General features: G+C 68.7%; 20 protein-coding genes and 3 tRNA genes. 18 read left to right on the forward strand and 5 right to left on the reverse strand.

The window, feature by feature from the left end:
- Positions 1-34: 34 nt before the first annotated feature.
- Complete coding sequence (locus ABZ434_RS04620; RefSeq protein ID WP_359132053.1) at positions 35-691, reverse strand: SDR family oxidoreductase; 657 nt, start codon at positions 689-691, stop codon at positions 35-37.
- 34 nt (positions 692-725) lie between these two features.
- On the reverse strand, positions 726-2,003 hold the full coding sequence (locus tag ABZ434_RS04625; RefSeq protein WP_359132054.1) for an amidohydrolase family protein: 1,278 nt from the start codon (positions 2,001-2,003) through the stop codon (positions 726-728).
- Between the two features lie 279 nt (positions 2,004-2,282).
- On the opposite strand from ABZ434_RS04625, the gene ABZ434_RS04630 reads away from it, so the two are divergent.
- The 8 genes from ABZ434_RS04630 to ABZ434_RS04665 all read left to right on the forward strand — a co-directional run bounded on the left by ABZ434_RS04630 (position 2,283) and on the right by ABZ434_RS04665 (position 7,026).
- Positions 2,283-2,355: transfer RNA gene (locus ABZ434_RS04630), tRNA-Thr, on the forward strand.
- A gap of 46 nt (positions 2,356-2,401) precedes the next feature.
- A tRNA-Met gene (locus ABZ434_RS04635) sits at positions 2,402-2,474 on the forward strand.
- Positions 2,475-2,564: 90 nt separating this feature from the next.
- Entirely contained in the window at positions 2,565-2,729 is a 165-nt protein-coding gene (rpmG, locus tag ABZ434_RS04640; protein WP_003956487.1) for a 50S ribosomal protein L33, read from the forward strand.
- A gap of 103 nt (positions 2,730-2,832) precedes the next feature.
- Positions 2,833-3,285, forward strand: coding sequence for a MaoC family dehydratase N-terminal domain-containing protein (locus tag ABZ434_RS04645; protein ID WP_359132055.1), 453 nt, complete (start codon positions 2,833-2,835; stop codon positions 3,283-3,285).
- The gene (locus ABZ434_RS04650; RefSeq protein ID WP_359132056.1) at positions 3,285-3,713 is read left to right on the forward strand and encodes a MaoC family dehydratase; all 429 of its coding nucleotides are present in this window, start codon (positions 3,285-3,287) and stop codon (positions 3,711-3,713) included. Before ABZ434_RS04645 ends, ABZ434_RS04650 begins: the two co-directional genes overlap by 1 nt.
- Positions 3,714-3,839: 126 nt before the next feature.
- Entirely contained in the window at positions 3,840-4,388 is a 549-nt protein-coding gene (locus ABZ434_RS04655; protein WP_359132233.1) for a helix-turn-helix domain-containing protein, read from the forward strand.
- Positions 4,389-4,463: 75 nt separating this feature from the next.
- On the forward strand, positions 4,464-5,900 hold the full coding sequence (locus ABZ434_RS04660) for an MFS transporter (RefSeq protein WP_359132057.1): 1,437 nt from the start codon (positions 4,464-4,466) through the stop codon (positions 5,898-5,900).
- 70 nt (positions 5,901-5,970) lie between these two features.
- On the forward strand, positions 5,971-7,026 hold the full coding sequence (locus tag ABZ434_RS04665) for a UDP-N-acetylmuramate dehydrogenase (RefSeq protein WP_359132059.1): 1,056 nt from the start codon (positions 5,971-5,973) through the stop codon (positions 7,024-7,026).
- A 13-nt stretch (positions 7,027-7,039) separates the two neighbouring features.
- On the opposite strand, the gene ABZ434_RS04670 is transcribed toward ABZ434_RS04665, so the two are convergent.
- Entirely contained in the window at positions 7,040-7,675 is a 636-nt protein-coding gene (locus tag ABZ434_RS04670) for an NAD(P)H-binding protein (protein ID WP_359132060.1), read from the reverse strand.
- 87 nt (positions 7,676-7,762) lie between these two features.
- Here ABZ434_RS04670 and ABZ434_RS04675 point away from each other — a divergent pair, with 87 nt between their 5' ends.
- Positions 7,763-8,368: a helix-turn-helix domain-containing protein gene (locus ABZ434_RS04675; RefSeq protein ID WP_359132062.1), complete on the forward strand. Its 606-nt coding sequence runs from the start codon at positions 7,763-7,765 to the stop codon at positions 8,366-8,368.
- 12 nt (positions 8,369-8,380) lie between these two features.
- Here ABZ434_RS04675 and ABZ434_RS04680 read toward each other — a convergent pair whose 3' ends face one another.
- Positions 8,381-9,403: an adenosine deaminase gene (locus tag ABZ434_RS04680; protein WP_359132064.1), complete on the reverse strand. Its 1,023-nt coding sequence runs from the start codon at positions 9,401-9,403 to the stop codon at positions 8,381-8,383.
- 235 nt (positions 9,404-9,638) lie between these two features.
- A complete protein-coding gene (locus tag ABZ434_RS04685) occupies positions 9,639-10,865 on the reverse strand; it encodes a pyridoxal phosphate-dependent aminotransferase (RefSeq protein ID WP_359132066.1) in 1,227 nt (408 codons plus the stop codon).
- A 235-nt stretch (positions 10,866-11,100) separates the two neighbouring features.
- Between ABZ434_RS04685 and ABZ434_RS04690 the strand changes: the two genes are divergently transcribed.
- The 9 genes from ABZ434_RS04690 (at position 11,101) to rpoB (ending at position 20,449) form a co-directional block, all read left to right on the forward strand.
- Positions 11,101-11,173, forward strand: a tRNA-Trp gene (locus ABZ434_RS04690).
- A 106-nt stretch (positions 11,174-11,279) separates the two neighbouring features.
- A complete protein-coding gene (gene secE, locus ABZ434_RS04695; protein ID WP_073732696.1) occupies positions 11,280-11,567 on the forward strand; it encodes a preprotein translocase subunit SecE in 288 nt (95 codons plus the stop codon).
- 73 nt (positions 11,568-11,640) lie between these two features.
- On the forward strand, positions 11,641-12,552 hold the full coding sequence (gene nusG / locus ABZ434_RS04700; RefSeq protein ID WP_359132067.1) for a transcription termination/antitermination protein NusG: 912 nt from the start codon (positions 11,641-11,643) through the stop codon (positions 12,550-12,552).
- Between the two features lie 177 nt (positions 12,553-12,729).
- Positions 12,730-13,164 (forward strand): 50S ribosomal protein L11, encoded by a 435-nt coding sequence (rplK, locus tag ABZ434_RS04705; protein ID WP_010058817.1) that lies wholly within the window; start codon positions 12,730-12,732, stop codon positions 13,162-13,164.
- Positions 13,165-13,243: 79 nt separating this feature from the next.
- The gene (gene rplA, locus ABZ434_RS04710) at positions 13,244-13,966 is read left to right on the forward strand and encodes a 50S ribosomal protein L1 (RefSeq protein WP_266781638.1); all 723 of its coding nucleotides are present in this window, start codon (positions 13,244-13,246) and stop codon (positions 13,964-13,966) included.
- A gap of 163 nt (positions 13,967-14,129) precedes the next feature.
- A complete protein-coding gene (locus ABZ434_RS04715; protein ID WP_359132068.1) occupies positions 14,130-15,047 on the forward strand; it encodes a hypothetical protein in 918 nt (305 codons plus the stop codon).
- Between the two features lie 295 nt (positions 15,048-15,342).
- Positions 15,343-15,903, forward strand: coding sequence for a 50S ribosomal protein L10 (gene rplJ, locus ABZ434_RS04720; protein WP_136328447.1), 561 nt, complete (start codon positions 15,343-15,345; stop codon positions 15,901-15,903).
- Between the two features lie 83 nt (positions 15,904-15,986).
- Complete coding sequence (rplL, locus tag ABZ434_RS04725) at positions 15,987-16,370, forward strand: 50S ribosomal protein L7/L12 (RefSeq protein WP_359132069.1); 384 nt, start codon at positions 15,987-15,989, stop codon at positions 16,368-16,370.
- A 593-nt stretch (positions 16,371-16,963) separates the two neighbouring features.
- On the forward strand, positions 16,964-20,449 hold the full coding sequence (rpoB, locus tag ABZ434_RS04730; protein WP_359132070.1) for a DNA-directed RNA polymerase subunit beta: 3,486 nt from the start codon (positions 16,964-16,966) through the stop codon (positions 20,447-20,449).
- Positions 20,450-20,454 lie beyond the last annotated feature (5 nt).

Raw genomic sequence — 20,454 nt, forward strand, 5'->3', positions numbered from 1 at the left:
GCGGCTGACCCGGCCGCCACCCGGCGGCCCCGGGTCAGTTCCCCGCGATGTCCTTCACCGCGACCGACACCGGGATGTTGCCCGAGATCAGCTCCAGCGTCAGCCCCGCCGTCGCCGGGGTGTCCAGCAGCTCCAGGAGCGTCGCCGCCACATCGTCGCGGGGCACCGGGCCGCGGCCGGTCGACGCGGCGAGCAGGACCTGCCCGGTGCCCGCGTCGTTGGTCAGCATCCCGGGGCGCAGGATCGTCCAGTCGAGGGCCGCCTGCGAGCGCACGTACGCGTCCGCCGCCCCCTTGGCCCGCAGGTAGACGTCGAACACCTCGTCGCCGGGGTGGTCCGGATCGGCGCCCATGGACGAGACCACGATGTAACGCCGCACCCCCGCCCGCTGCGCCGCGTCCGCGAACAGCACTGCGGCGCCCCGGTCCACCGTGTCCTTGCGGTCCGTGCCGCTGTTCGGGCCCGCCCCGGCCGCGAAGACCGCCGCGTCGGCGCCGCGCAGCACTTCGACCGCCTCCTCCACCGTCGCCGACTCGAGGTCCAGGACCACGGGTTCGGCTCCCGCGGCACGGAGGTCCTCGCTCTGCTGCGGGTTGCGGATGACGCCCGCCGCCTCGTCGCCGCGCGCAGCGAGCAGCCGCTCCAGCCGCAGCGCGATCTGACCATGTCCACCTGCGATGACAATGCGCATGCAGTCGACGGTACGCCGCGCGGCGCCGCCGCGCTCAAGGCCCGCCGCCCGCACCGGAATCCGGTCTGCCCTGGCGTGGCAGCCCGAACGAGCCGTCCGTCTCGGAGTCGCAGTACTCGCGCACCGCACTGGTCCGGGCGACCACCCGGCCGCGATGCACCACGACGCGGCTGTACGCCAGCGAGAGGACCCCGGCCAGCTGCTCCCCGCGTACGGCGAGCAGCTCCGCGGGAAAGCCCGCCTCGACCCGCACCTCGGGCAGGCCCATGGCGCTCCTGGCCTCCGTGGAGACTGCCTCGTAGGCGCGCTCGGGCCGCAGCCCGCTCTGTGAGGCCAGCAGGAAGGCGGCCTCCAGCGGGTCTCCGCGCCCCACCGGGTTGGCGAGGTCGCGCAGGGCCCCGCTGCCCGCCGCGACCCGCACACCGGCCGCATGCAGCAGCCGTACGGGGGCGGTGCCCCGGCGCTCCGCCCCGCCGCAGCCGCCCTGGGGCAGACAGACGACCGTCACACCGGCTGCCGCGAGCTGGTCGGCGGCGCGGGCGGCAGCCTCCTCGGGAAGCCGCGAGAGGCCCGCGCAGGGCCCGATGGAGACCCTTTGCCGCATACCGCCCGCCATCGCCGCGAACCGGGCCAGCCGGGCCGGATCGTCACTGTCCGTGTGCAGGTCGACGGGGCAGCCCTGCTCGGCGGCGACCTCCAGGACGGCCTCCGCGTACCCCGCCGGGTCGGGATCCAGGTCGGGGCAGCCGCCCACCGCGCCGGCCCCCATCTTCAGCGCGTCGCGCAGCATCGCCAGGTTGCCGGCGCCCGCGACGCCGGTGAGCAGCCGAGGGACGGCGACCGCGGTCAGATCGGCGAGGCCGCGCAGCGAGCGGCGGGCCTGCAGGACGGCTTCGAGGGCGCCCAGGCCCTGTATGTCGCCGATCCGCACGTGCGAGCGCAGGGCGGTCGCGCCGTGCCCGAGTTGCAGCAACGCGGCCTCGGTGGCGCGCCGCTGGACGTCGTCGGGGTGCTGCGAAGCGGGGCCGGGGGCTCCGGGTCCGGGGCCGTCGGCGGTGAGCGCGGTGTCGCTGTGGGCGTGCGGTTCGGCGGGAGCGGGGAGCAGCAGGTGGCCGCGCAGGTCCACGCGGGCACCGGGCGCGACGAGGCTGCCGGCGGTGCCGACGGCCTCGATGTGGCTGCCGCCGAGACGTACGTCCACGATGCGGCCGTCGGTGAGGCGGGCGCCGCAGAGCGTCAGCCCGGAGCTCTCCCGGCTGCCGGTGGCGTCGGCCGCGTGGTCGTCCGGCTGCCGCGGCTGACTGTCGGGCATCGCGGCTCCTGGGAGGGGGGCAAGGTCACGCAGAGTGAGACGAGCCTAGGGGTGCGCCCGGCCGGGTTCGAGGAGGAGCGAAATAGTCGTACCGGCGCGGCCCTGTGGTGCGTGGGAGGCCGGAGCGCGCGCGAGGGGCCGGAGGGGGAGGAGTAGCTGATCAAGGGCCTGGAGCGGTGCCGGGCAAGGGCCCGGGGCGATGCCGATCAAGGGCTTGGAAGGGGGCTTCGAAACGGATTTGGGCGATCGGCGACCAACCGTGTAATGTCTTCATCGCTCGCCCCAATAGCTCAGTCGGTAGAGCGTCTCCATGGTAAGGAGAAGGTCTGCGGTTCGATTCCGCATTGGGGCTCTGGTGATCGGGAAACCCCGCTTCGGCGGGGGGACTCAGTCATCAAAGCGGTGTAGCTCAGTCGGTAGAGCAAGCGGCTCATAATCGCTGTGTCACCGGTTCAAGTCCGGTCACCGCTACTAACAGTAGCCGATTGTGGGGTCGGTCCTCCGATCGGCTACTCTTTTTTTTGCGTTCATCCGTCCACCGTCCGTCCAAGGAGCACTCACGTGGCTGCCACCGACGTCCGCCCGAAGATCACGCTGGCCTGCGTGGAGTGCAAGGAGCGGAACTACATCACCAAGAAGAACCGGCGTAACAACCCGGACCGTCTTGAGATGAAGAAGCATTGCCCGCGCTGCAACTCGCACACTGCGCACCGCGAAACGCGCTGAATCAGGCTCGTACACGAGGCCGTCCCCATTGGGGGCGGCCTCGTGTCGTTTGTACTGGGCTGCACTCCGGCCCCTTCGTCTTTCATCAGGAGGTTGCGAGCTCATGGCGCTCGACCAGTCCTTCGTGGGGCGGACCTATCCGCCCACCCCGGCGTACGAGGTCGGCCGGGAGAAGATCCGAGAGTTCGCCGAGGCGGTGGGCGACGCCAATCCCGCGTACGTCGACCCCGAGGCGGCCAAGGCGCTCGGTCACAGCGATGTGATCGCACCGCCGACGTTCGTGTTCTCGATCACCTTCAAGGCCGCCGGGCAGGTCGTCCGGGACCCGCAGCTGGGTCTGGACTACAGCCGGGTGGTGCACGGTGACCAGAAGTTCGCCTACGTGCGTCCGGTGCGGGCGGGGGACCGGCTGACGGTCACCTCGACGATCGAGGCCGTCAAGTCCCTGGCGGGGAACGACATCGTGGACATCCGCGGCGAGGTCCACGACGAGTCCGGTGAGCATGTCGTGACGGCGTGGACGAAGCTGGTGGCGCGCGCCGCCGAGGAGGCGTGATGACGGCGAAGGTGAGTTACGACTCGGTCGAGGTCGGTACGGAGCTGCCGTCGCAGTCCTTCCCGGTCAGCCGCGCGATGCTGGTGCAGTACGCGGGTGCCTCGGGCGATTTCAACCCGATCCACTGGAACGAGAAGTTCGCGCGCGAGGTCGGGCTGGACGATGTGATCGCCCACGGCATGTTCACCATGGCCGAGGCGATCCGTGTGGTCACGGACTGGGCCGGCGATCCGGGGGCCGTCGTCGAGTACGGGGTGCGGTTCACCAGGCCGGTCGTCGTACCCAACGACGACACGGGTGCGCTGATCGAGGTCAGCGGCAAGGTGGGCGCACTGCTGGACGACCAGCGGGTGCGCGTGGACCTGACGGCGATGAGTGACGGCAAGAAGGTGCTGGGCATGTCCCGCGCCGTGGTGCAGCTCGGCTGACGTCGTAGGAAGTCGTGTGAGGGGCGCGGTCCGCATGGACCGTGCCCCTCATGTGTGAGTTCGACGCGGTGCGCGCACCGGTTGACCAAGTTAGTGATTGAGTACTAACTTCTTTGCATGGCAAGGATGAGTGCAGACGAGCGGCGCGAGAGCGTCATCCGTGCGGCGATCACCGAGTTCGCCCGCGGCGGGTACAACGCCACGTCCACCGAGGCGATCGCCAGACGGGTGGGCGTCTCGCAGCCGTACCTCTTCCGCCTCTTCTCCAACAAGCAGGCCATGTTCCTGGCTGCCGCCGAGCGGTGCCTCACCGACACCCGCAAGGTCTTCGCGGACGCTGCCGAGGGGCTCGAGGGCGATGACGCGCTGCACGCCATGGCCGCGGCCTATCAGCGCCTGGTCCTCCATGACCCCGACCGCCTGCTGATGCAGATGCAGATGTACGCGGCCGTCGCGGCGGCGGAGGCGGCCGGGGATCACGAGTTCGGTGAGACGCTGCGGGCCGGCTGGTTGCAATTGTTCGACGACATCACCCTCACGTTCGGGGCGGATCCCGTCGAGGCGACCACGTTCCTCGCGTACGGCATGCTCGCCAACACCCTGACGGCACTCGGCTACCCGGCGGACCACCGGCTCTGGGGCGGGCTGTACGAGTCGGCCAGACCGCCCGCCTGAACAGCACCACCCGGGCTCGGCCCGGTTTTCTGCCCAAAAAAGTTAGTCATTGATAACTAACCCTCAGGGGGAGCAGTGAACCAGCACACGACAGGCCGCACGGGAGCGGCCTGGGCCCTCGTCATCACCAGCGTCGCCGGCTTCATGGCGGCCCTCGACAACCTCGTCGTCACCACCGCGCTGCCGTCCATTCGCGAAAGCCTCGGCGGCGAACTCGAAGAGCTCGAATGGACGGTGAACGCCTACACGCTCACCTTCGCCGTCCTCCTGTTGTTCGGCGCCGCCCTCGGTGACCGGTTCGGCCGCCGTCGGCTCTTCCTCGCCGGACTCGCCGTCTTCACCGGAGCGTCCGCCGCGGCCGCCCTCTCGCCCGGGATCAGTGAACTGATCGCCTTCCGCGCGGTCCAGGGCGTCGGCGCCGCGATCATGATGCCGTTGACGCTCACCCTGCTCACGGCCGCCGTGGAGCCTGCCCGCCGCGGGAGGGCGCTGGGAATCTTCAGTGCCGTGACCGGACTGGCGGTGGCCGGCGGGCCGCTGATCGGAGGCAGCCTCACCGAGCACATCTCGTGGCAGTGGATCTTCTGGCTGAACGTCCCCATCGGGCTGGTGCTGCTGCCGCTCGCCCGGATGCGTCTGTCCGAGTCCTGCGCCCCGGATGCCCGGCTCGACATCCCCGGCACCCTTCTGGTCAGCGGCGGTCTCTTCGGAATCGTCTACGGCCTGGTCAACGCCAACGCCGAGGGCTGGACCAGCCCGACCGTCCTGACCTCGCTCACCGCCGGCACCGCGCTCATCGGCGGCTTCATCCACCACGGCTTCCGCGCCAGGACGCCGATCCTGCCCATGAGGCTCTTCCGGGACCGGGCGTTCTTCGGGATCAACATCGCCAGCATGCTCATGTTCCTCGGGATGTTCGGGTCGATCTTCCTGCTCAGCCAGTTCCTCCAGGGCGCCCTGGGCTACTCGCCCACCGAGGCCGGTCTGCGGATGCTGCCCTGGACCGGTATGCCGATGCTGGTGGCCCCGGTCGCCGGCATACTCGCCGACCGGTTCGGCGGCCGGCCGGTCGTCGTGGCGGGGCTCGCCCTCCAGGCTGTCGGCCTCGGCCTGTTCGCCATGGTCCTCGGCCCCGACGTCTCCTACACGGCGCAACTGCCCGGCCTGATCGTCAGCGGCATCGGCATGGCCATGTACTTCGCCCCCGCCGCCACGCTCGTGATGTCCAGCGTCGGCCCCGCCGAGCAGGGCATCGCCTCCGGTGCCAACAACGCGCTGCGCGAGGTGGGCGGAGCCCTCGGGGTCGCCGTGCTCGCCACCGTCTTCTCCTCGCAGGGCGGGCTCGGCTCCCCGCAGTTCTTCACGGACGGGACCGTGCCGGCCGTCTGGATCGGCGCGGGGGTGGTGGCGCTCGCCGCCCTCGTGGCCCTGCTGATCCCGGGCCGCCGCCACGCTCCGGCCCCGGAGGCCGCCCCCGGACAGCAGGAGGCGCGGGTCCCCGTGGCCGCCTGAGCGGATGTCACACGCGTACGGTCCGCGGCCCCGCCCTGACGGCGGGGCCGCGGACCGTACTCTTGTCCCCGTGCAGGAACTCCACGACGCGCCCCTCGCCCCCCTGACCACCTTCCGGCTCGGCGGACCCGCCACCCGCCTCCTGACCGCGACGACCGACGCCGAAGTGGTCGAGGCCGTGCGGGAGGCCGACGACAGCGGCACCCCGCTCCTGGTCATCGGCGGCGGCAGCAACCTGGTCATCGGCGACAAGGGCTTCGAAGGCACCGCCCTGCGCATCGCGACCAAGGGTTTCGTACTGGACGGGGCGACGCTCGAACTGGCCGCGGGCGAGGTCTGGACCGACGCCGTCGCCCGCAGCGTGGAAGCCGGACTGGCGGGCCTCGAATGCCTGGCCGGCATCCCCGGCTCGGCGGGGGCCACGCCGATCCAGAACGTCGGGGCGTACGGACAGGAGGTGTCGTCCACCATCACGGAGGTCGTCGCCTACGACCGGCACACCCGGGAGACGGTCACCATCCCGAACTCCGAGTGCGCCTTCGCGTACCGGCACAGCCGTTTCAAGGCCGAACCCGACCGCTTCGTGGTGCTGCGTGTCCGCTTCGGGCTGGAAGAGGCGGGCGGCCTGTCCGCGCCGCTCAAGTACCCCGAGACCGCGCGCGCCATGGGTGTCGAAGAGGGGGAACGCGTTCCCGCCGCGGCCGCCCGTGAAACCGTGCTCCGGCTCCGGGCCGGCAAGGGCATGGTGCTCGACGCCGAGGACCACGACACCTGGTCGGCCGGCTCCTTCTTCACCAACCCGATCCTGGACCCCGCGCAGTACGAGGCATTCCTCGCCCGGGTGGCGGAACACCTCGGACCGGACGTCACGCCCCCCGCCTTCCCCGCAGGCGAGGGACGCACCAAGACCTCGGCGGCCTGGCTCATCGACCGGGCCGGTTTCACCAAGGGATACGGCTCCGGCCCGGCCCGCATCTCCACCAAGCACACGCTCGCCCTCACCAACCGGGGGGCGGCGAGCACCGAGGACCTGCTGGCCCTGGCACGCGAGGTCGTCGCCGGGGTACGCGCGGTCTTCGGCGTCACGCTCGTCAACGAACCGGTGACCGTCGGCGTGAGCCTGTAGGGGCCGCGTCCCCTCAGTACGCCACGCCCACCCCCTGCTTCACCGCCGCCGGGTCGCCGGTCAGCGCCAGCATCGCGTGCGCCACGTCGGCCCGGGAGATGGACCGGCCGCTGCGCGGGTTGCTGCCGATGACCGTCCGGTAGACGCCGGTCAGCGGCCCGTTCGTGAGCTTCGGGGGACGGACCGACGTCCAGTCCGTGGCCGAGGCCGTCAGCGCGGCCTCCATGGCGGTGAGGTCCGCGTAGACCTCCTTCAGGATCGCGCCGATCGCCGAGAGCATCATCCGGTCGAGCAGGGGGTCGTCCGCGGGTTTCGGGGCGACCGGGGCCGCGCTCACCACGAGCAGCCGCCGTGTCCCCTCCGCCTCCATGGCCGCCAGGACGCTGCGGGTCAGCCGCTCGGCGATCCCGTCGGCCCTCCGGCCGCGTGAGCCCAGACCGGAGAGCACCGCGTCGCGGCCCGCGACCGCCTCCCGCAACGCCTCCGGATCGTCGATACGGGCCGTGGTGCGGACCGTCAGGGCGGAGAGCGGCACCGGCAGCCCCGCGGGGTCACGGACCACCGCCGTCACCTCGTGCCCCGCCGCCACCGCCTGGCGGACGATCTCCTGCCCGATGCCACCGGTCGCGCCGAACACCGTGAGTTTCATGGCACACCCTCCTAGGGTGGGTAAGTATTCACTCACCCCTAGAGTGAGTGGATACTCACCCACTCGTCAAGCCCCGTCGGAGTGCACATGGAGCAGAAGCCGACCCGCGCCCGGATCCTCGACGCAGCCCATCGGCTGATGCTCACCATCGGCCTGGCACGGGCCACGACCAAGGAGATCGCCAGGGCCGCCGGCTGCTCGGAGGCCGCGCTCTACAAGCACTTCGCCAGCAAGGAAGAGCTCTTCGTGACGGTGCTCAAGGAACGGCTGCCCAAGGTCGACGGCGTCCTGAAGCGCCTGATCGCCGATCCGGGGGAGGGGGAGCGGACAGTGGAGCGCAATCTCACCGAGATCGCCCGTGAGGCCGCCCTCTTCTACGAACAGAGCTTCCCGATCGCCGCGTCCCTGTACGCCGAGCCGAGGCTCAAGGAACGCCACGACGCGGCGATGCGGGAGCTGGGCACCGGCCCCCACGTACCCATCCGCGGTGTGGACGCGTATCTGCGCGCCGAGCAGTCCGCGGGCCGGGTACGGGCCGACGCCGACACGTACGCAGCCGCCTCCCTGCTGCTGGGGGCCTGCGCCCAGCGGGCGTTCGCCTACGACGCGACCGCGGCGGGCACGCCTCCCCAGTCCCTCGACGACTTCGCCGCGTCCCTGGCCCGGACCCTGCTGCGCGGGCTCGGGGAGTAGCCCCCGGGCGGGTCAGCCCGCCGGCTTGGCCAGCCAGTCGTCGACGCCCGCCAGGAGCTCCGCCCGCACCGCTTCGGGTGCCGCCGAACCCCGTACCGACTGGCGTGCCAGCTCCGCCAGCTCCTCGTCGGTGAAGGCGTGATGGCGCCGCACCAGGTCGTACTGCGCGGCCAGCCGGGATCCGAAGAGCAGCGGGTCGTCCGCGCCGAGCGCCATCGGAACGCCTGCGTCGAACAGAGTGCGCAGGGGGACGTCGGAGGGCTTCTCGTAGACGCCGAGCGCCACGTTCGAGGCAGGGCACACCTCGCAGGTCACCCCGCTCTCCGCCAGCCTGCGCAGCAGTCGCGGGTCCTCGGCTGCCCGCACCCCGTGCCCCACGCGCGACGCGTCGAGGTCGTCCAGGCAGTCACGGACGCTGGAGGGGCCCGACAGTTCACCGCCGTGCGGGGCCGCCAGCAGGCCACCCTCCCGGGCGATGGCGAAGGCCCGGTCGAAGTCACGTGCCATGCCGCGACGCTCGTCGTTGGAGAGCCCGAAGCCGACGACACCCCGGTCCGCGTACCGCACCGCGAGCCGGGCCAGCGTCCTGGCGTCCAGCGGATGCTTCATCCGGTTCGCCGCGATCACCACCCGGATCGGCAGGCCCGTCTCGCGCGACGCGCTGTCCACGGCGTCCAGGATGATCTCGATCGCCGGGATGAGCCCGCCGAGCAGGGGCGCGTACGAGGTGGGATCGACCTGGATCTCCAGCCAGCCGGAGCCGTCCGTCACGTCCTCCTGGGCGGCCTCGCGCACCAGCCGCTGGATGTCCTCGGGAGTCCGCAGGCAGGACCTGGCGATGTCGTAGAGCCGCTGGAAGCGGAACCAGCCGCGCTCGTCCGTCGCCCGCAGCCTCGGGGGCTCGCCGCCGGTCAGGGCCTCGGGCAACCGCACGCCGTACTTGTCGGCGAGTTCGAGCAGCGTCGTGGGCCGCATCGACCCGGTGAAATGCAAGTGCAGGTGGGCCTTGGGCAACAGCCGTACATCACGCTCCATTCCAAGATCCTGCCGCACGGACGGGGTGCGGCGGTAGCCGGTTTCCCCATCGAGTTGTCACTCGAACACAGGAGCGACAAGAAAGCGACCCCCGGCCGGAGCCGGGGGTCGCCATGGCTGTGCGGGAGGTAGGGCGTATTTCGAAAGTCCCGCCTGCCCCGCGACGCCTGGCACGCACGCACCAGACGCCGCGGGGCCGCCCTTCGGGCGGACGGCGCTACTTTCGAAATACGCCTCAGGCCTTCGCCTCGCCCAGCAGCTTCTGGAGCCGCGAGACGCCTTCGACGAGGTCGTCGTCACCCAGCGCGTAGGAAAGGCGCAGGTAGCCCGGGGTACCGAAGGCCTCGCCCGGTACGACCGCCACCTCGGCCTCGTCCAGGATCAGTGCCGCCAGCTCGACGGAGGTGGCCGGGCGCTTGCCGCGGATCTCCTTGCCGAGCAGCTCCTTCACCGACGGGTACGCGTAGAACGCGCCCTCGGGCTCCGGGCACAGGACGCCGTCGATCTCGTTGAGCATCCGCACGATGGTCTGCCGGCGCCGGTCGAAGGCGGTGCGCATCTCGGCGACCGCGTCCAGGTTCCCGGAGACGGCGGCCAGCGCGGCGATCTGGGCGACGTTGGAGACGTTCGAGGTGGCGTGCGACTGCAGGTTCGTCGCCGCCTTCACCACGTCCTTGGGGCCGACGATCCACCCCACGCGCCAGCCGGTCATCGCGTACGTCTTGGCGACGCCGTTGACGACGATGCACTTGTCGCGCAGCTCGGGCACGATCGCCGGCAGCGAGGTGAACGTCGCGTCGCCGTAGACCAGGTGCTCGTAGATCTCGTCGGTCAGCACCCACAGGCCGTGCTCGACGGCCCACTTGCCGATCGCCTCGGCCTCCGCCTCGCTGTAGACCGCACCGGTCGGGTTCGAGGGGGAGACGAACAGGACGACCTTCGTACGCTCCGTGCGTGCCGCCTCCAGCTGCTCCACGGAGACCCGGTAACCCGTGGTCTCGTCGGCGACGACATCCACCGGGACGCCGCCGGCGAGGCGGATCGACTCCGGGTAGGTGGTCCAGTACGGAGCGGGGACGATGACCTCGTCGCCCGGGTCGAGGATCGCGGCGAACGCCTCGTAGATGGCCTGCTTGCCGCCGTTGGTCACCAGGATCTGGGAGGCGTCGACCTCGTAGCCGGAGTCGCGCAGCGTCTTCTCTGCAATGGCGGCCTTGAGCTCGGGGAGCCCGCCCGCGGGGGTGTAGCGGTGGTACTTCGGGTTGCGGCAGGCCTCGACCGCGGCGTCGACGATGTAGCCGGGGGTCGGGAAGTCGGGCTCGCCGGCACCGAAGCCGATCACCGGACGGCCGGCGGCCTTGAGGGCCTTGGCCTTGGCGTCGACGGCGAGGGTGGCGGACTCGGAGATGGCACCGATGCGGGCGGAGACCCGGCGCTCGGAGGGAGAAGTAGCAGCGCTCATGCCCCCATGTTCCCAGACCGTATTCCCCGTCGGCACAGGGGTTTCAGGGACCGGACAGCACTCGGACAGCATGCGGACAGACAGCCGTACAGCATCGGACAGGAACGGTCGGGACCTATCTGTTCGACGCCGGGCCGCTGAGCACGTACACTCACCTGTCGTTGGCCTTCACCAGCCGCACCGTTCCTGCACCCGAGGCATTCGGGGACATGCGGTAGGTTGGTGGAAACCACAAAGGGTCGTAGCTCAATTGGTAGAGCACTGGTCTCCAAAACCAGCGGTTGGGGGTTCAAGTCCCTCCGGCCCTGCTACACACTCCTTCGCCAGGATGTGTGCGCATGTACGTACTTCAATGCACCGCCGTGCGGCTCCACCGGGCGCGGCACGGCCATGACCCGGAATCAGGTGAGAAGCGTGACGGACGCCGTGGGCTCCATCGACATGCCTGATGCCGAGGATGAAGTCCCCGAGTCGAAGAAGAAGACCCGGAAGGGCGGAAAGCGCGGCAAGAAGGGCCCTCTGGGCCGTCTCGCGCTCTTCTACCGCCAGATCGTGGCGGAGCTGCGCAAGGTCGTCTGGCCGACGCGCAACCAGCTGACGACATACACCTCAGTGGTGATTGTGTTCGTAGTCGTCATGATTGGCCTCGTTACCGTGATTGACTTCGGATTCCAGCGGGTCATCAAGTACGTCTTCGGCTGATCCCGCGGAGGGCGCCTCATGGGCGCCCCTTTCGCATGTTCCACCCATTTGTATCCAGGAAGAAGCAGCCACCGTGTCTGACCCGAACCTGAACGACGCCGTCGAGCCGACGGCGGGCGCCTTCGAGTCCGCCGAGGACGAGCTCGACATCGTCGAGGCGGCGGACGCTGTGGAGCCGGACCAGGCTGAAGCTGCCGACGCCGCCGCGGGCGAGCCCGCCGAGCAGGCCGCCGTGCACACCGAGGAGTCCGCCGACGAGGCCGAAGAGGCCGAAGCCGGTGACGACGAGGACGAGAACCCCGACGCCGAGGCGACCGAGGAAGCCACCGACGAGACCGACGAGGAAGAGGCCGAGCAGGCCGAGCCCGTCGACGCCGTCACCGCCCTGCGCGAGGAGCTCCGCGGCCTCCCGGGCGAGTGGTACGTCATTCACACGTACGCCGGTTACGAGAAGCGTGTGAAGGCCAACCTGGAGCAGCGCGCCGTCTCGCTGAACGTGGAGGAGTTCGTCTATCAGGCCGAGGTGCCTGAGGAGGAAATCGTCCAGATCAAGAACGGCGAGCGCAAGAACGTCCGTCAGAACAAGCTCCCGGGTTACGTCCTGGTGCGCATGGACCTGACGAACGAGTCCTGGGGCGTCGTCCGCAACACGCCTGGCGTCACCGGCTTCGTTGGCAACGCCTACGACCCGTACCCGCTGACCCTGGACGAGATCGTCAAGATGCTCGCCCCGGAGGCCGAGGAGAAGGCCGCTCGCGAGGCGGCCGAGGCCGAGGGCAAGCCGGTTCCGTCCCGCAAGGTCGAGGTCCAGGTGCTGGACTTCGAGGTCGGCGACTCCGTCACCGTCACCGACGGCCCGTTCGCGACGCTGCAGGCGACGATCAACGAGATCAACGCCGACTCGAAGAAGGTCAAGGGTCTCGTAGAGATCTTCGGCCGCGAGACCCCGGTCGAGCTCAGCTTCGACCAGATCCAGAAGAACTAGCGGTTTTCCGCCAGCTTCTGGACACATGCCTACCGAGCAGGTCAGACCGGCTGTCACAGCAGGTCTGACCTGCTCGGTTTTTGGTCGCGCAGCTATACCCGTTATCGTTGTGCGGTATGCCTGCATCCGGATGACCGGATGACGGCGAAAACTCTCACTAGGACCCGGAGAGAGCACATGCCTCCCAAGAAGAAGAAGGTCACGGGGCTTATCAAGCTCCAGATCAACGCCGGTGCGGCCAACCCGGCCCCGCCGGTCGGCCCCGCACTGGGCCAGCACGGCGTCAACATCATGGAGTTCTGCAAGGCCTACAACGCCGCGACCGAGTCGCAGCGTGGCATGGTCGTGCCGGTGGAGATCACGGTCTACGAGGACCGTTCCTTCACCTTCATCACCAAGACTCCGCCGGCCGCCAAGCTGATCCTCAAGGCCGCGGGTGTGGACAAGGGCTCCGGCGAGCCGCACAAGACCAAGGTTGCCAAGCTGACGGCCGCCCAGGTCCGCGAGATCGCCACGACGAAGCTCCCCGACCTGAACGCCAATGACCTCGACGCCGCGTCGAAGATCATCGCCGGCACCGCCCGTTCCATGGGCATCACGGTCGAAGGCTGATTCAGCCCCACCCCCTCAGTGGTAGGACCAAGCGCTGGTCCGCACCACGACTCCACACTCTGAAACCACAGGAGTAGAAGTGAAGCGCAGCAAGAACCTCCGCGCTGCGGACGCCAAGATCGACCGGGCGCGCAACTACGCCCCGCTCGAGGCCGTCCGTATCGCCAAGGACACCGCCTCCACGAAGTTCGACAGCACCGTCGAGGTCGCGTTTGCCCTGGGTGTTGACCCTCGCAAGGCCGACCAGATGGTCCGTGGCACCGTGAACCTCCCGCACGGCACCGGCAAGACCGCCCGGGTCCTGGTCTTCGCGACCGGTGACCGTGCTGCGGCCGCGGAAGCCGCGGGCGCCGACATCGTCGGCGCCGACGAGCTCATCGACGAGGTGGCGAAGGGCCGTCTGGACTTCGACGCCGTCGTCGCGACCCCGGACCTCATGGGCAAGGTCGGCCGCCTCGGCCGCGTGCTCGGTCCGCGTGGTCTGATGCCGAACCCGAAGACCGGCACCGTCACCCCCGACGTCGTGAAGGCTGTCAACGACATCAAGGGCGGCAAGATCGAGTTCCGCGTCGACAAGCACTCGAACCTGCACTTCATCATCGGCAAGACCTCGTTCGACGAGACCAAGCTGGTGGAGAACTACGCAGCGGCGCTGGAGGAGATCCTCCGTCTGAAGCCGTCCGCCGCCAAGGGCCGCTACATCAAGAAGGCCACGCTGGCCACCACGATGGGCCCCGGCATCCCGCTGGACTCCAACCGCACCCGTAACCTCCTCGTCGAGGAGGACCCGGCTGCCGTCTGAGCCATCGCGCTCGTACGACCGCCGCGTCACGTGTGACATTGACGGGCCCCGCAACCTTTCGAGGTGCGGGGCCCGTCCTCGTATGTACGTGTACCAGTGGCTGCCGGTGCCGTGCACCAGCGTGCGGGTTGCACCGGGAGCCGACCGAGGGGTGGAGACGGACATGAGGACCAGTACCGTACGGCGCGTCGGCCTGGCCGTGGCTGTGGCAGCGGCGCTGACATCGGTCGGGGCCTGCGGCGGATCGGACGACGGCGGCACGACCGAGGGCAAGGAGCGGGCCGGCGGCAGCGGCGTGGTGAAGACCGACGCGATCGCCGCGCTGCTCGACGTGCAGAAGAAGACCGGCGCGGCGAGCTCGGCGAAGGTCGAGGGCACCATGGTCATGGGCAGTGCGATGTCCATGAAGCAGTCCGGCGCGCTGGACTGGAGCGACGGCGTCAGCGGCACCATGGAGATCACGTACACCGGCGGTGCCATGGCCGACACCATGAAGAAGGCCGGCGGCACCGGCACGATGCAGGCCCGCTACTTCAAGGACGGCTACGCGGCGGACATGGGTGCGGCCCTGGCCCAGCAGACCGGTGGCAAGCGCTGGATCAGCTACTCGTACGACGACCTCGCCGAGCTCGGGGGCGCCTCCGGGGCGGCGATGAAGGACCAGATGCAGAACACCACTCCCGACCAGGGAGTGAAGTCGCTGCTGGCGTCCGGCGACGTGAAGGAGGTCGGCAAGGAGCAGGTCCGCGGTGTCGCCACCACGCACTACTCCGGCACGGTCGACGTCGCCGAGCTGACCGCCAAGACGTCGAACCTGGACGCCGGTCAGCTGGCCGCGCTCAAGAAGCAGCTCAACGACGCCGGGATCACCACGGAGACGGTCGACCTCTGGGTCGACGCGAACGATCTGCTGGTGAAGAAGAGCGAGCGCGGGCAGATGAAGACCGGCGAGCTCAACACGACGGTGTTCTACAGCGACTACGGCACCAAGGTCTCGGTCCAGCGGCCGCCCGCCGGCGAGACCATCGGGTTCAAGGAGCTGCTCCAGCAGCAGCAGGGCGCGACCGGGGGCGCCTCCTAATACCGCGAGGGACGGGCTCCAAACCTTTCGGACCACCCGAACCGGGACGGATTTGCCCGGCGCGACCCCTGTCGCGTACTCTTCTGCAGAAGCCAAAGACCGCTGGTCGTTGCTGAAACCCGCAAGGGGGACGGCAACCGAAGGATCCGTTGAATACGGACGACCTGCGCAGGTGACTGCGGAAAAGCTCCCGGATCTTGTTCGGTCGAGCTTCGCCCTGGCGCCTGCGCCGGGGCGTTTCGTCTTTTCCGGGCCCTTTTGAGCGGTCCTCATCACCCGGAAGGAGGCCACGCTCATGGCAAGGCCCGACAAGGCTGCAGCGGTAGCCGAGCTCGCGGACCAGTTCCGCAGCTCGAACGCCGCCGTGCTGACCGAGTACCGGGGCCTCACCGTGGCACAGCTCAAGCAGCTGCGCCGTTCGCTCGGTGAGAACGCCCAGTACGCCGTGGTGAAGAACACGCTGACCAAGATCGCGGCCAACGAGGCCGGGATCGACACGCTGGACGACCTGTTCGCAGGTCCGACGGCGGTTGCCTTCGTCACCGGTGACCCGGTGGAGTCGGCGAAGGGTCTTCGTGACTTCGCCAAGGACAACCCCAACCTCATCATCAAGGGCGGTGTCCTTGACGGTAAGGCGCTGTCCGCCGATGAGATCAAGAAGCTCGCGGACCTCGAGTCCCGCGAGGTTCTGCTCTCCAAGCTGGCCGGCGCCATGAAGGGCAAGCAGACTCAGGCTGCGCAGCTCTTCCAGGCTCTGCCGTCGAAGTTCGTCCGCACCGCGGAAGCTCTTCGTGCCAAGCGGGAAGAAGAGCAGGGCGGTGCCGGTACTCCGGCTCCCGCCGAGGCCGCCGAGTAATTTCGCCCAGCGGTCCAGCGGGCTCCACGTACGCCCGCCGACATATACATCCGGCACCTGCCGAATAGTGGAAGGACGCCATCATGGCGAAGCTCAGCCAGGAAGACCTGCTCGCCCAGTTCGAGGAGCTCACCCTCATCGAGCTCTCCGAGTTCGTGAAGGCCTTCGAGGAGAAGTTCGACGTCACCGCCGCCGCGGCCGTCGCCGTCGCCGGTCCGGCCCAGGGTGGCCCGGCTGCCGAGGCTCCCGAGGAGAAGGACGAGTTCGACGTCATCCTCACCGCCGCCGGTGACAAGAAGATCCAGGTCATCAAGGTCGTGCGTGAGCTGACCTCCCTCGGCCTGAAGGAGGCCAAGGACCTCGTCGACGGCGCCCCGAAGCCCGTCGTCGAGAAGGTCGCCAAGGAGGCCGCCGAGAAGGCTGCCGAGTCCCTCAAGGCCGCCGGCGCCTCCGTCGAGGTCAAGTGACCCAGCGAGTCTTCTGACTCCTCTGGACCCGTGCCGCGAGGCGCGGACGTCACTTCGCGAAAGGCGATCACCCGTACGGGTGGTCGCCTTTCGGCGTACCCGCGGCGGGTGCCTTGCTCTTCCCGCGCTGACGAGTAGGGTGATCTTCGCCGTGCGCCTCTCGTGGGGGCACGGGCGGTGCGGGGTGGCGGCGGGACGCGGGTCTCGGGGCCCGTACCGGCTGGGGGGCCTTGACGAACCGCACGAGGCGCGCAATTCTCAAGGCGCGTCGTCATATCGATCCGAATCCGAGGCATGGATCGATGGCGAAGAGGGCAGTAAAGAAGAGCGCACCTCGCGCAGGGCTAGACATAGGTGTTGAGAACAGCTGTTGAGAGCAACGTGGGTCTCTGAGAACCCCGACTGGACATCAGTGTGCCGCTTGGCTACACTGACCCTTTGCGCTGCCTGTTAGCTGCCTCCTGCCCGTCACCAGGGGCATACCCATCCTGTGCACCGTGGACCTTTCATCCCTGACCAGGGATACCTGTCCACCCGTCCAGTTTGGGACCGGTACGCGCGTAGTGAGTCCGAGCCCTCGGAAGGACCCCCTCTTGGCCGCCTCGCGCAACGCCTCGACCGCGAATACGAACAACGGTGCCAGCACCGCCCCGCTGCGCATCTCTTTTGCAAAGATCAAGGAGCCCCTCGAGGTTCCGAACCTCCTCGCGCTGCAGACCGAGAGCTTTGACTGGCTCCTCGGCAACGCCGCCTGGAAGGCTCGCGTCGAGGCTGCTCTGGACAGTGGACAAGACGTCCCCACCAAGTCCGGCCTGGAGGAGATCTTCGAGGAGATCTCACCGATCGAGGACTTCTCCGGGTCGATGTCGCTTACGTTCCGCGACCACCGCTTCGAGCCCCCCAAGAACTCGATCGACGAGTGCAAGGAGCGCGACTTCACGTTCGCGGCCCCTCTCTTCGTCACGGCCGAGTTCACCAACAACGAGACCGGCGAGATCAAGTCCCAGACGGTCTTCATGGGCGATTTCCCGCTCATGACCAACAAGGGCACCTTCGTCATCAACGGCACCGAGCGTGTCGTGGTGTCGCAGCTGGTCCGCTCGCCGGGTGTCTACTTCGACTCGTCGATCGACAAGACGTCCGACAAGGACATCTTCTCCGCCAAGATCATCCCTTCCCGGGGTGCCTGGCTGGAGATGGAGATCGACAAGCGCGACATGGTCGGTGTCCGCATCGACCGCAAGCGCAAGCAGTCCGTCACCGTCCTCCTGAAGGCTCTCGGCTGGAGCACCGAGCAGATCCTCGAGGAGTTCGGCGAGTACGAGTCCATGCGCGCCACCCTGGAGAAGGACCACACCCAGGGCCAGGACGACGCGCTGCTCGACATCTACCGCAAGCTCCGCCCGGGCGAGCCGCCGACCCGCGAGGCCGCTCAGACGCTGCTCGAGAACCTCTACTTCAACCCGAAGCGCTACGACCTCGCGAAGGTCGGCCGCTACAAGGTGAACAAGAAGCTCGGCGCCGATGAGCCGCTGGACGCCGGGGTGCTCACCACCGACGACGTCATCGCGACCATCAAGTACCTGGTCAAGCTGCACGCCGGTGAGACCGAGACGACCGGTGAGTCCGGCCGGGAGATCGTCGTCGAGACCGACGACATCGACCACTTCGGCAACCGTCGTCTGCGTAACGTCGGCGAGCTCATCCAGAACCAGGTCCGTACGGGCCTGGCCCGGATGGAGCGCGTCGTGCGTGAGCGCATGACGACTCAGGACGTCGAGGCCATCACGCCGCAGACCCTGATCAACATCCGGCCGGTCGTCGCCTCCATCAAGGAGTTCTTCGGCACCAGCCAGCTGTCGCAGTTCATGGACCAGAACAACCCGCTGTCGGGTCTCACCCACAAGCGCCGCCTGTCGGCTCTTGGCCCGGGTGGTCTGTCCCGTGAGCGGGCCGGCTTCGAGGTCCGTGACGTGCACCCGTCCCACTACGGACGCATGTGCCCGATCGAGACCCCTGAAGGCCCGAACATCGGTCTGATCGGTTCGCTCGCCTCGTACGGCCGCGTCAACGCGTTCGGCTTCATCGAGACGCCGTACCGCAAGGTCGTCGACGGTCAGGTCACCGACGAGGTCGACTACGTCACGGCCGACGAGGAAGACCGTTACGTCATCGCCCAGGCGAACGCGACGCTCTCCGACGAGCTGCGCTTCACCGAGCCCCGCGTCCTGGTCCGCCGTCGTGGCGGAGAGGTCGACTACGTGCCCGGCACCGAAGTCGACTACATGGACGTCTCGCCGCGCCAGATGGTGTCCGTCGCCACCGCGATGATCCCGTTCCTGGAGCACGACGACGCCAACCGTGCCCTCATGGGCGCGAACATGATGCGCCAGGCGGTTCCGCTCATCAAGTCGGAGGCCCCGCTCGTGGGCACCGGCATGGAGTACCGCTGCGCCACCGACGCCGGTGACGTGCTGAAGGCCGAGAAGGACGGTGTGGTCCAGGAGGTCTCCGCGGACTACATCACCGTGACCAACGACGACGGCACGTACACCACGTACCGCATCGCGAAGTTCATGCGCTCCAACCAGGGCACCTCGGTCAACCAGAAGGTCGTCGTCTCCGAAGGCGACCGGATCGTCGCCGACCAGGTGCTCGCCGACGGACCGGCCACCGAGAACGGTGAGATGGCCCTCGGCAAGAACCTGCTCGTGGCGTTCATGCCGTGGGAAGGTCACAACTACGAGGACGCGATCATCCTGTCGCAGCGCCTCGTGCAGGACGACGTCCTCTCCTCGATCCACATCGAGGAGCACGAGGTCGACGCCCGTGACACCAAGCTCGGTCCGGAGGAGATCACCCGGGACATCCCGAACGTCTCCGAAGAGGTCCTCGCGGACCTCGACGAGCGCGGCATCATCCGGATCGGTGCCGAGGTCACGGCCGGCGACATCCTCGTCGGCAAGGTCACGCCCAAGGGCGAGACCGAGCTGACCCCCGAGGAGCGCCTGCTCCGCGCGATCTTCGGTGAGAAGGCGCGCGAGGTGCGCGACACCTCGCTGAAGGTGCCGCACGGCGAGATCGGCAAGATCATCGGCGTCCGCGTCTTCGACCGCGAAGAGGGCGACGAGCTGCCGCCGGGCGTGAACCAGCTGGTCCGCGTCTACGTCGCGCAGAAGCGCAAGATCACCGATGGTGACAAGCTCGCCGGCCGTCACGGCAACAAGGGCGTCATCTCGAAGATCCTCCCGATCGAGGACATGCCGTTCCTGGAGGACGGCACCCCGGTCGACATCATCCTCAACCCGCTGGGTGTCCCGTCCCGAATGAACCCGGGACAGGTCCTGGAGATCCACCTCGGCTGGCTCGCCAGCCGCGGCTGGGACGTCTCCGGCCTCGGTGACGAGTGGGCCAAGCGCCTGCAGTTCATCGGCGCCGACCAGGTCGCCCCCGGCACCAACGTCGCGACCCCGGTCTTCGACGGTGCGCGCGAGGACGAGATCACCGGCCTCTTCCAGGCCACGATCCCGAACCGCGACGGCGACCGGCTGGTCCAGCCCTCGGGCAAGGCCAACCTGTTCGACGGACGCTCCGGTGAGCCGTTCCCCGAGCCGGTCTCGGTCGGCTACATGTACATCCTCAAGCTCCACCACCTCGTCGACGACAAGCTGCACGCTCGTTCGACGGGTCCGTACTCCATGATCACCCAGCAGCCGCTGGGTGGTAAGGCTCAGTTCGGTGGACAGCGCTTCGGTGAAATGGAGGTGTGGGCCCTTGAAGCTTATGGCGCCGCTTACGCCCTCCAGGAGCTGCTGACGATCAAGTCCGACGACGTGACCGGCCGCGTGAAGGTCTACGAGGCCATCGTCAAGGGCGAGAACATCCCCGAGCCCGGCATTCCCGAGTCCTTCAAGGTGCTCATCAAGGAAATGCAGTCGCTCTGCCTCAACGTGGAGGTGCTGTCCTCGGACGGCATGTCCATCGAGATGCGCGACACGGACGAGGACGTCTTCCGCGCGGCGGAGGAGCTCGGTATCGACCTGTCCCGGCGCGAGCCGAGCAGCGTCGAAGAGGTCTGACGGGT

Source organism: Streptomyces sp. NPDC005761, from assembly GCF_040630635.1.
GTDB lineage: Bacteria > Actinomycetota > Actinomycetes > Streptomycetales > Streptomycetaceae > Streptomyces.

Excerpts from the sequence above, each read along its gene's own strand:
- rplJ (WP_136328447.1), top strand. The coding sequence starts at position 15,343 with ATGGCAAGGCCCGACAAGGCTGCAGCGGTAGCCGAGCTCGCGGACCAG.
- ABZ434_RS04625 (WP_359132054.1), bottom strand. The coding sequence starts at position 2,003 with ATGCCCGACAGTCAGCCGCGGCAGCCGGACGACCACGCGGCCGACGCC.
- ABZ434_RS04680 (WP_359132064.1), bottom strand. The coding sequence starts at position 9,403 with ATGGAGCGTGATGTACGGCTGTTGCCCAAGGCCCACCTGCACTTGCAT.
- rplL (WP_359132069.1), top strand. The coding sequence starts at position 15,987 with ATGGCGAAGCTCAGCCAGGAAGACCTGCTCGCCCAGTTCGAGGAGCTC.
- ABZ434_RS04670 (WP_359132060.1), bottom strand. The coding sequence starts at position 7,675 with ATGAAACTCACGGTGTTCGGCGCGACCGGTGGCATCGGGCAGGAGATC.
- ABZ434_RS04685 (WP_359132066.1), bottom strand. The coding sequence starts at position 10,865 with ATGAGCGCTGCTACTTCTCCCTCCGAGCGCCGGGTCTCCGCCCGCATC.
- ABZ434_RS04675 (WP_359132062.1), top strand. The coding sequence starts at position 7,763 with ATGGAGCAGAAGCCGACCCGCGCCCGGATCCTCGACGCAGCCCATCGG.
- ABZ434_RS04650 (WP_359132056.1), top strand. The coding sequence starts at position 3,285 with ATGACGGCGAAGGTGAGTTACGACTCGGTCGAGGTCGGTACGGAGCTG.
- ABZ434_RS04715 (WP_359132068.1), top strand. The coding sequence starts at position 14,130 with ATGAGGACCAGTACCGTACGGCGCGTCGGCCTGGCCGTGGCTGTGGCA.
- ABZ434_RS04645 (WP_359132055.1), top strand. The coding sequence starts at position 2,833 with ATGGCGCTCGACCAGTCCTTCGTGGGGCGGACCTATCCGCCCACCCCG.
- ABZ434_RS04620 (WP_359132053.1), bottom strand. The coding sequence starts at position 691 with ATGCGCATTGTCATCGCAGGTGGACATGGTCAGATCGCGCTGCGGCTG.
- rplK (WP_010058817.1), top strand. The coding sequence starts at position 12,730 with ATGCCTCCCAAGAAGAAGAAGGTCACGGGGCTTATCAAGCTCCAGATC.
- ABZ434_RS04655 (WP_359132233.1), top strand. The coding sequence starts at position 3,840 with ATGAGTGCAGACGAGCGGCGCGAGAGCGTCATCCGTGCGGCGATCACC.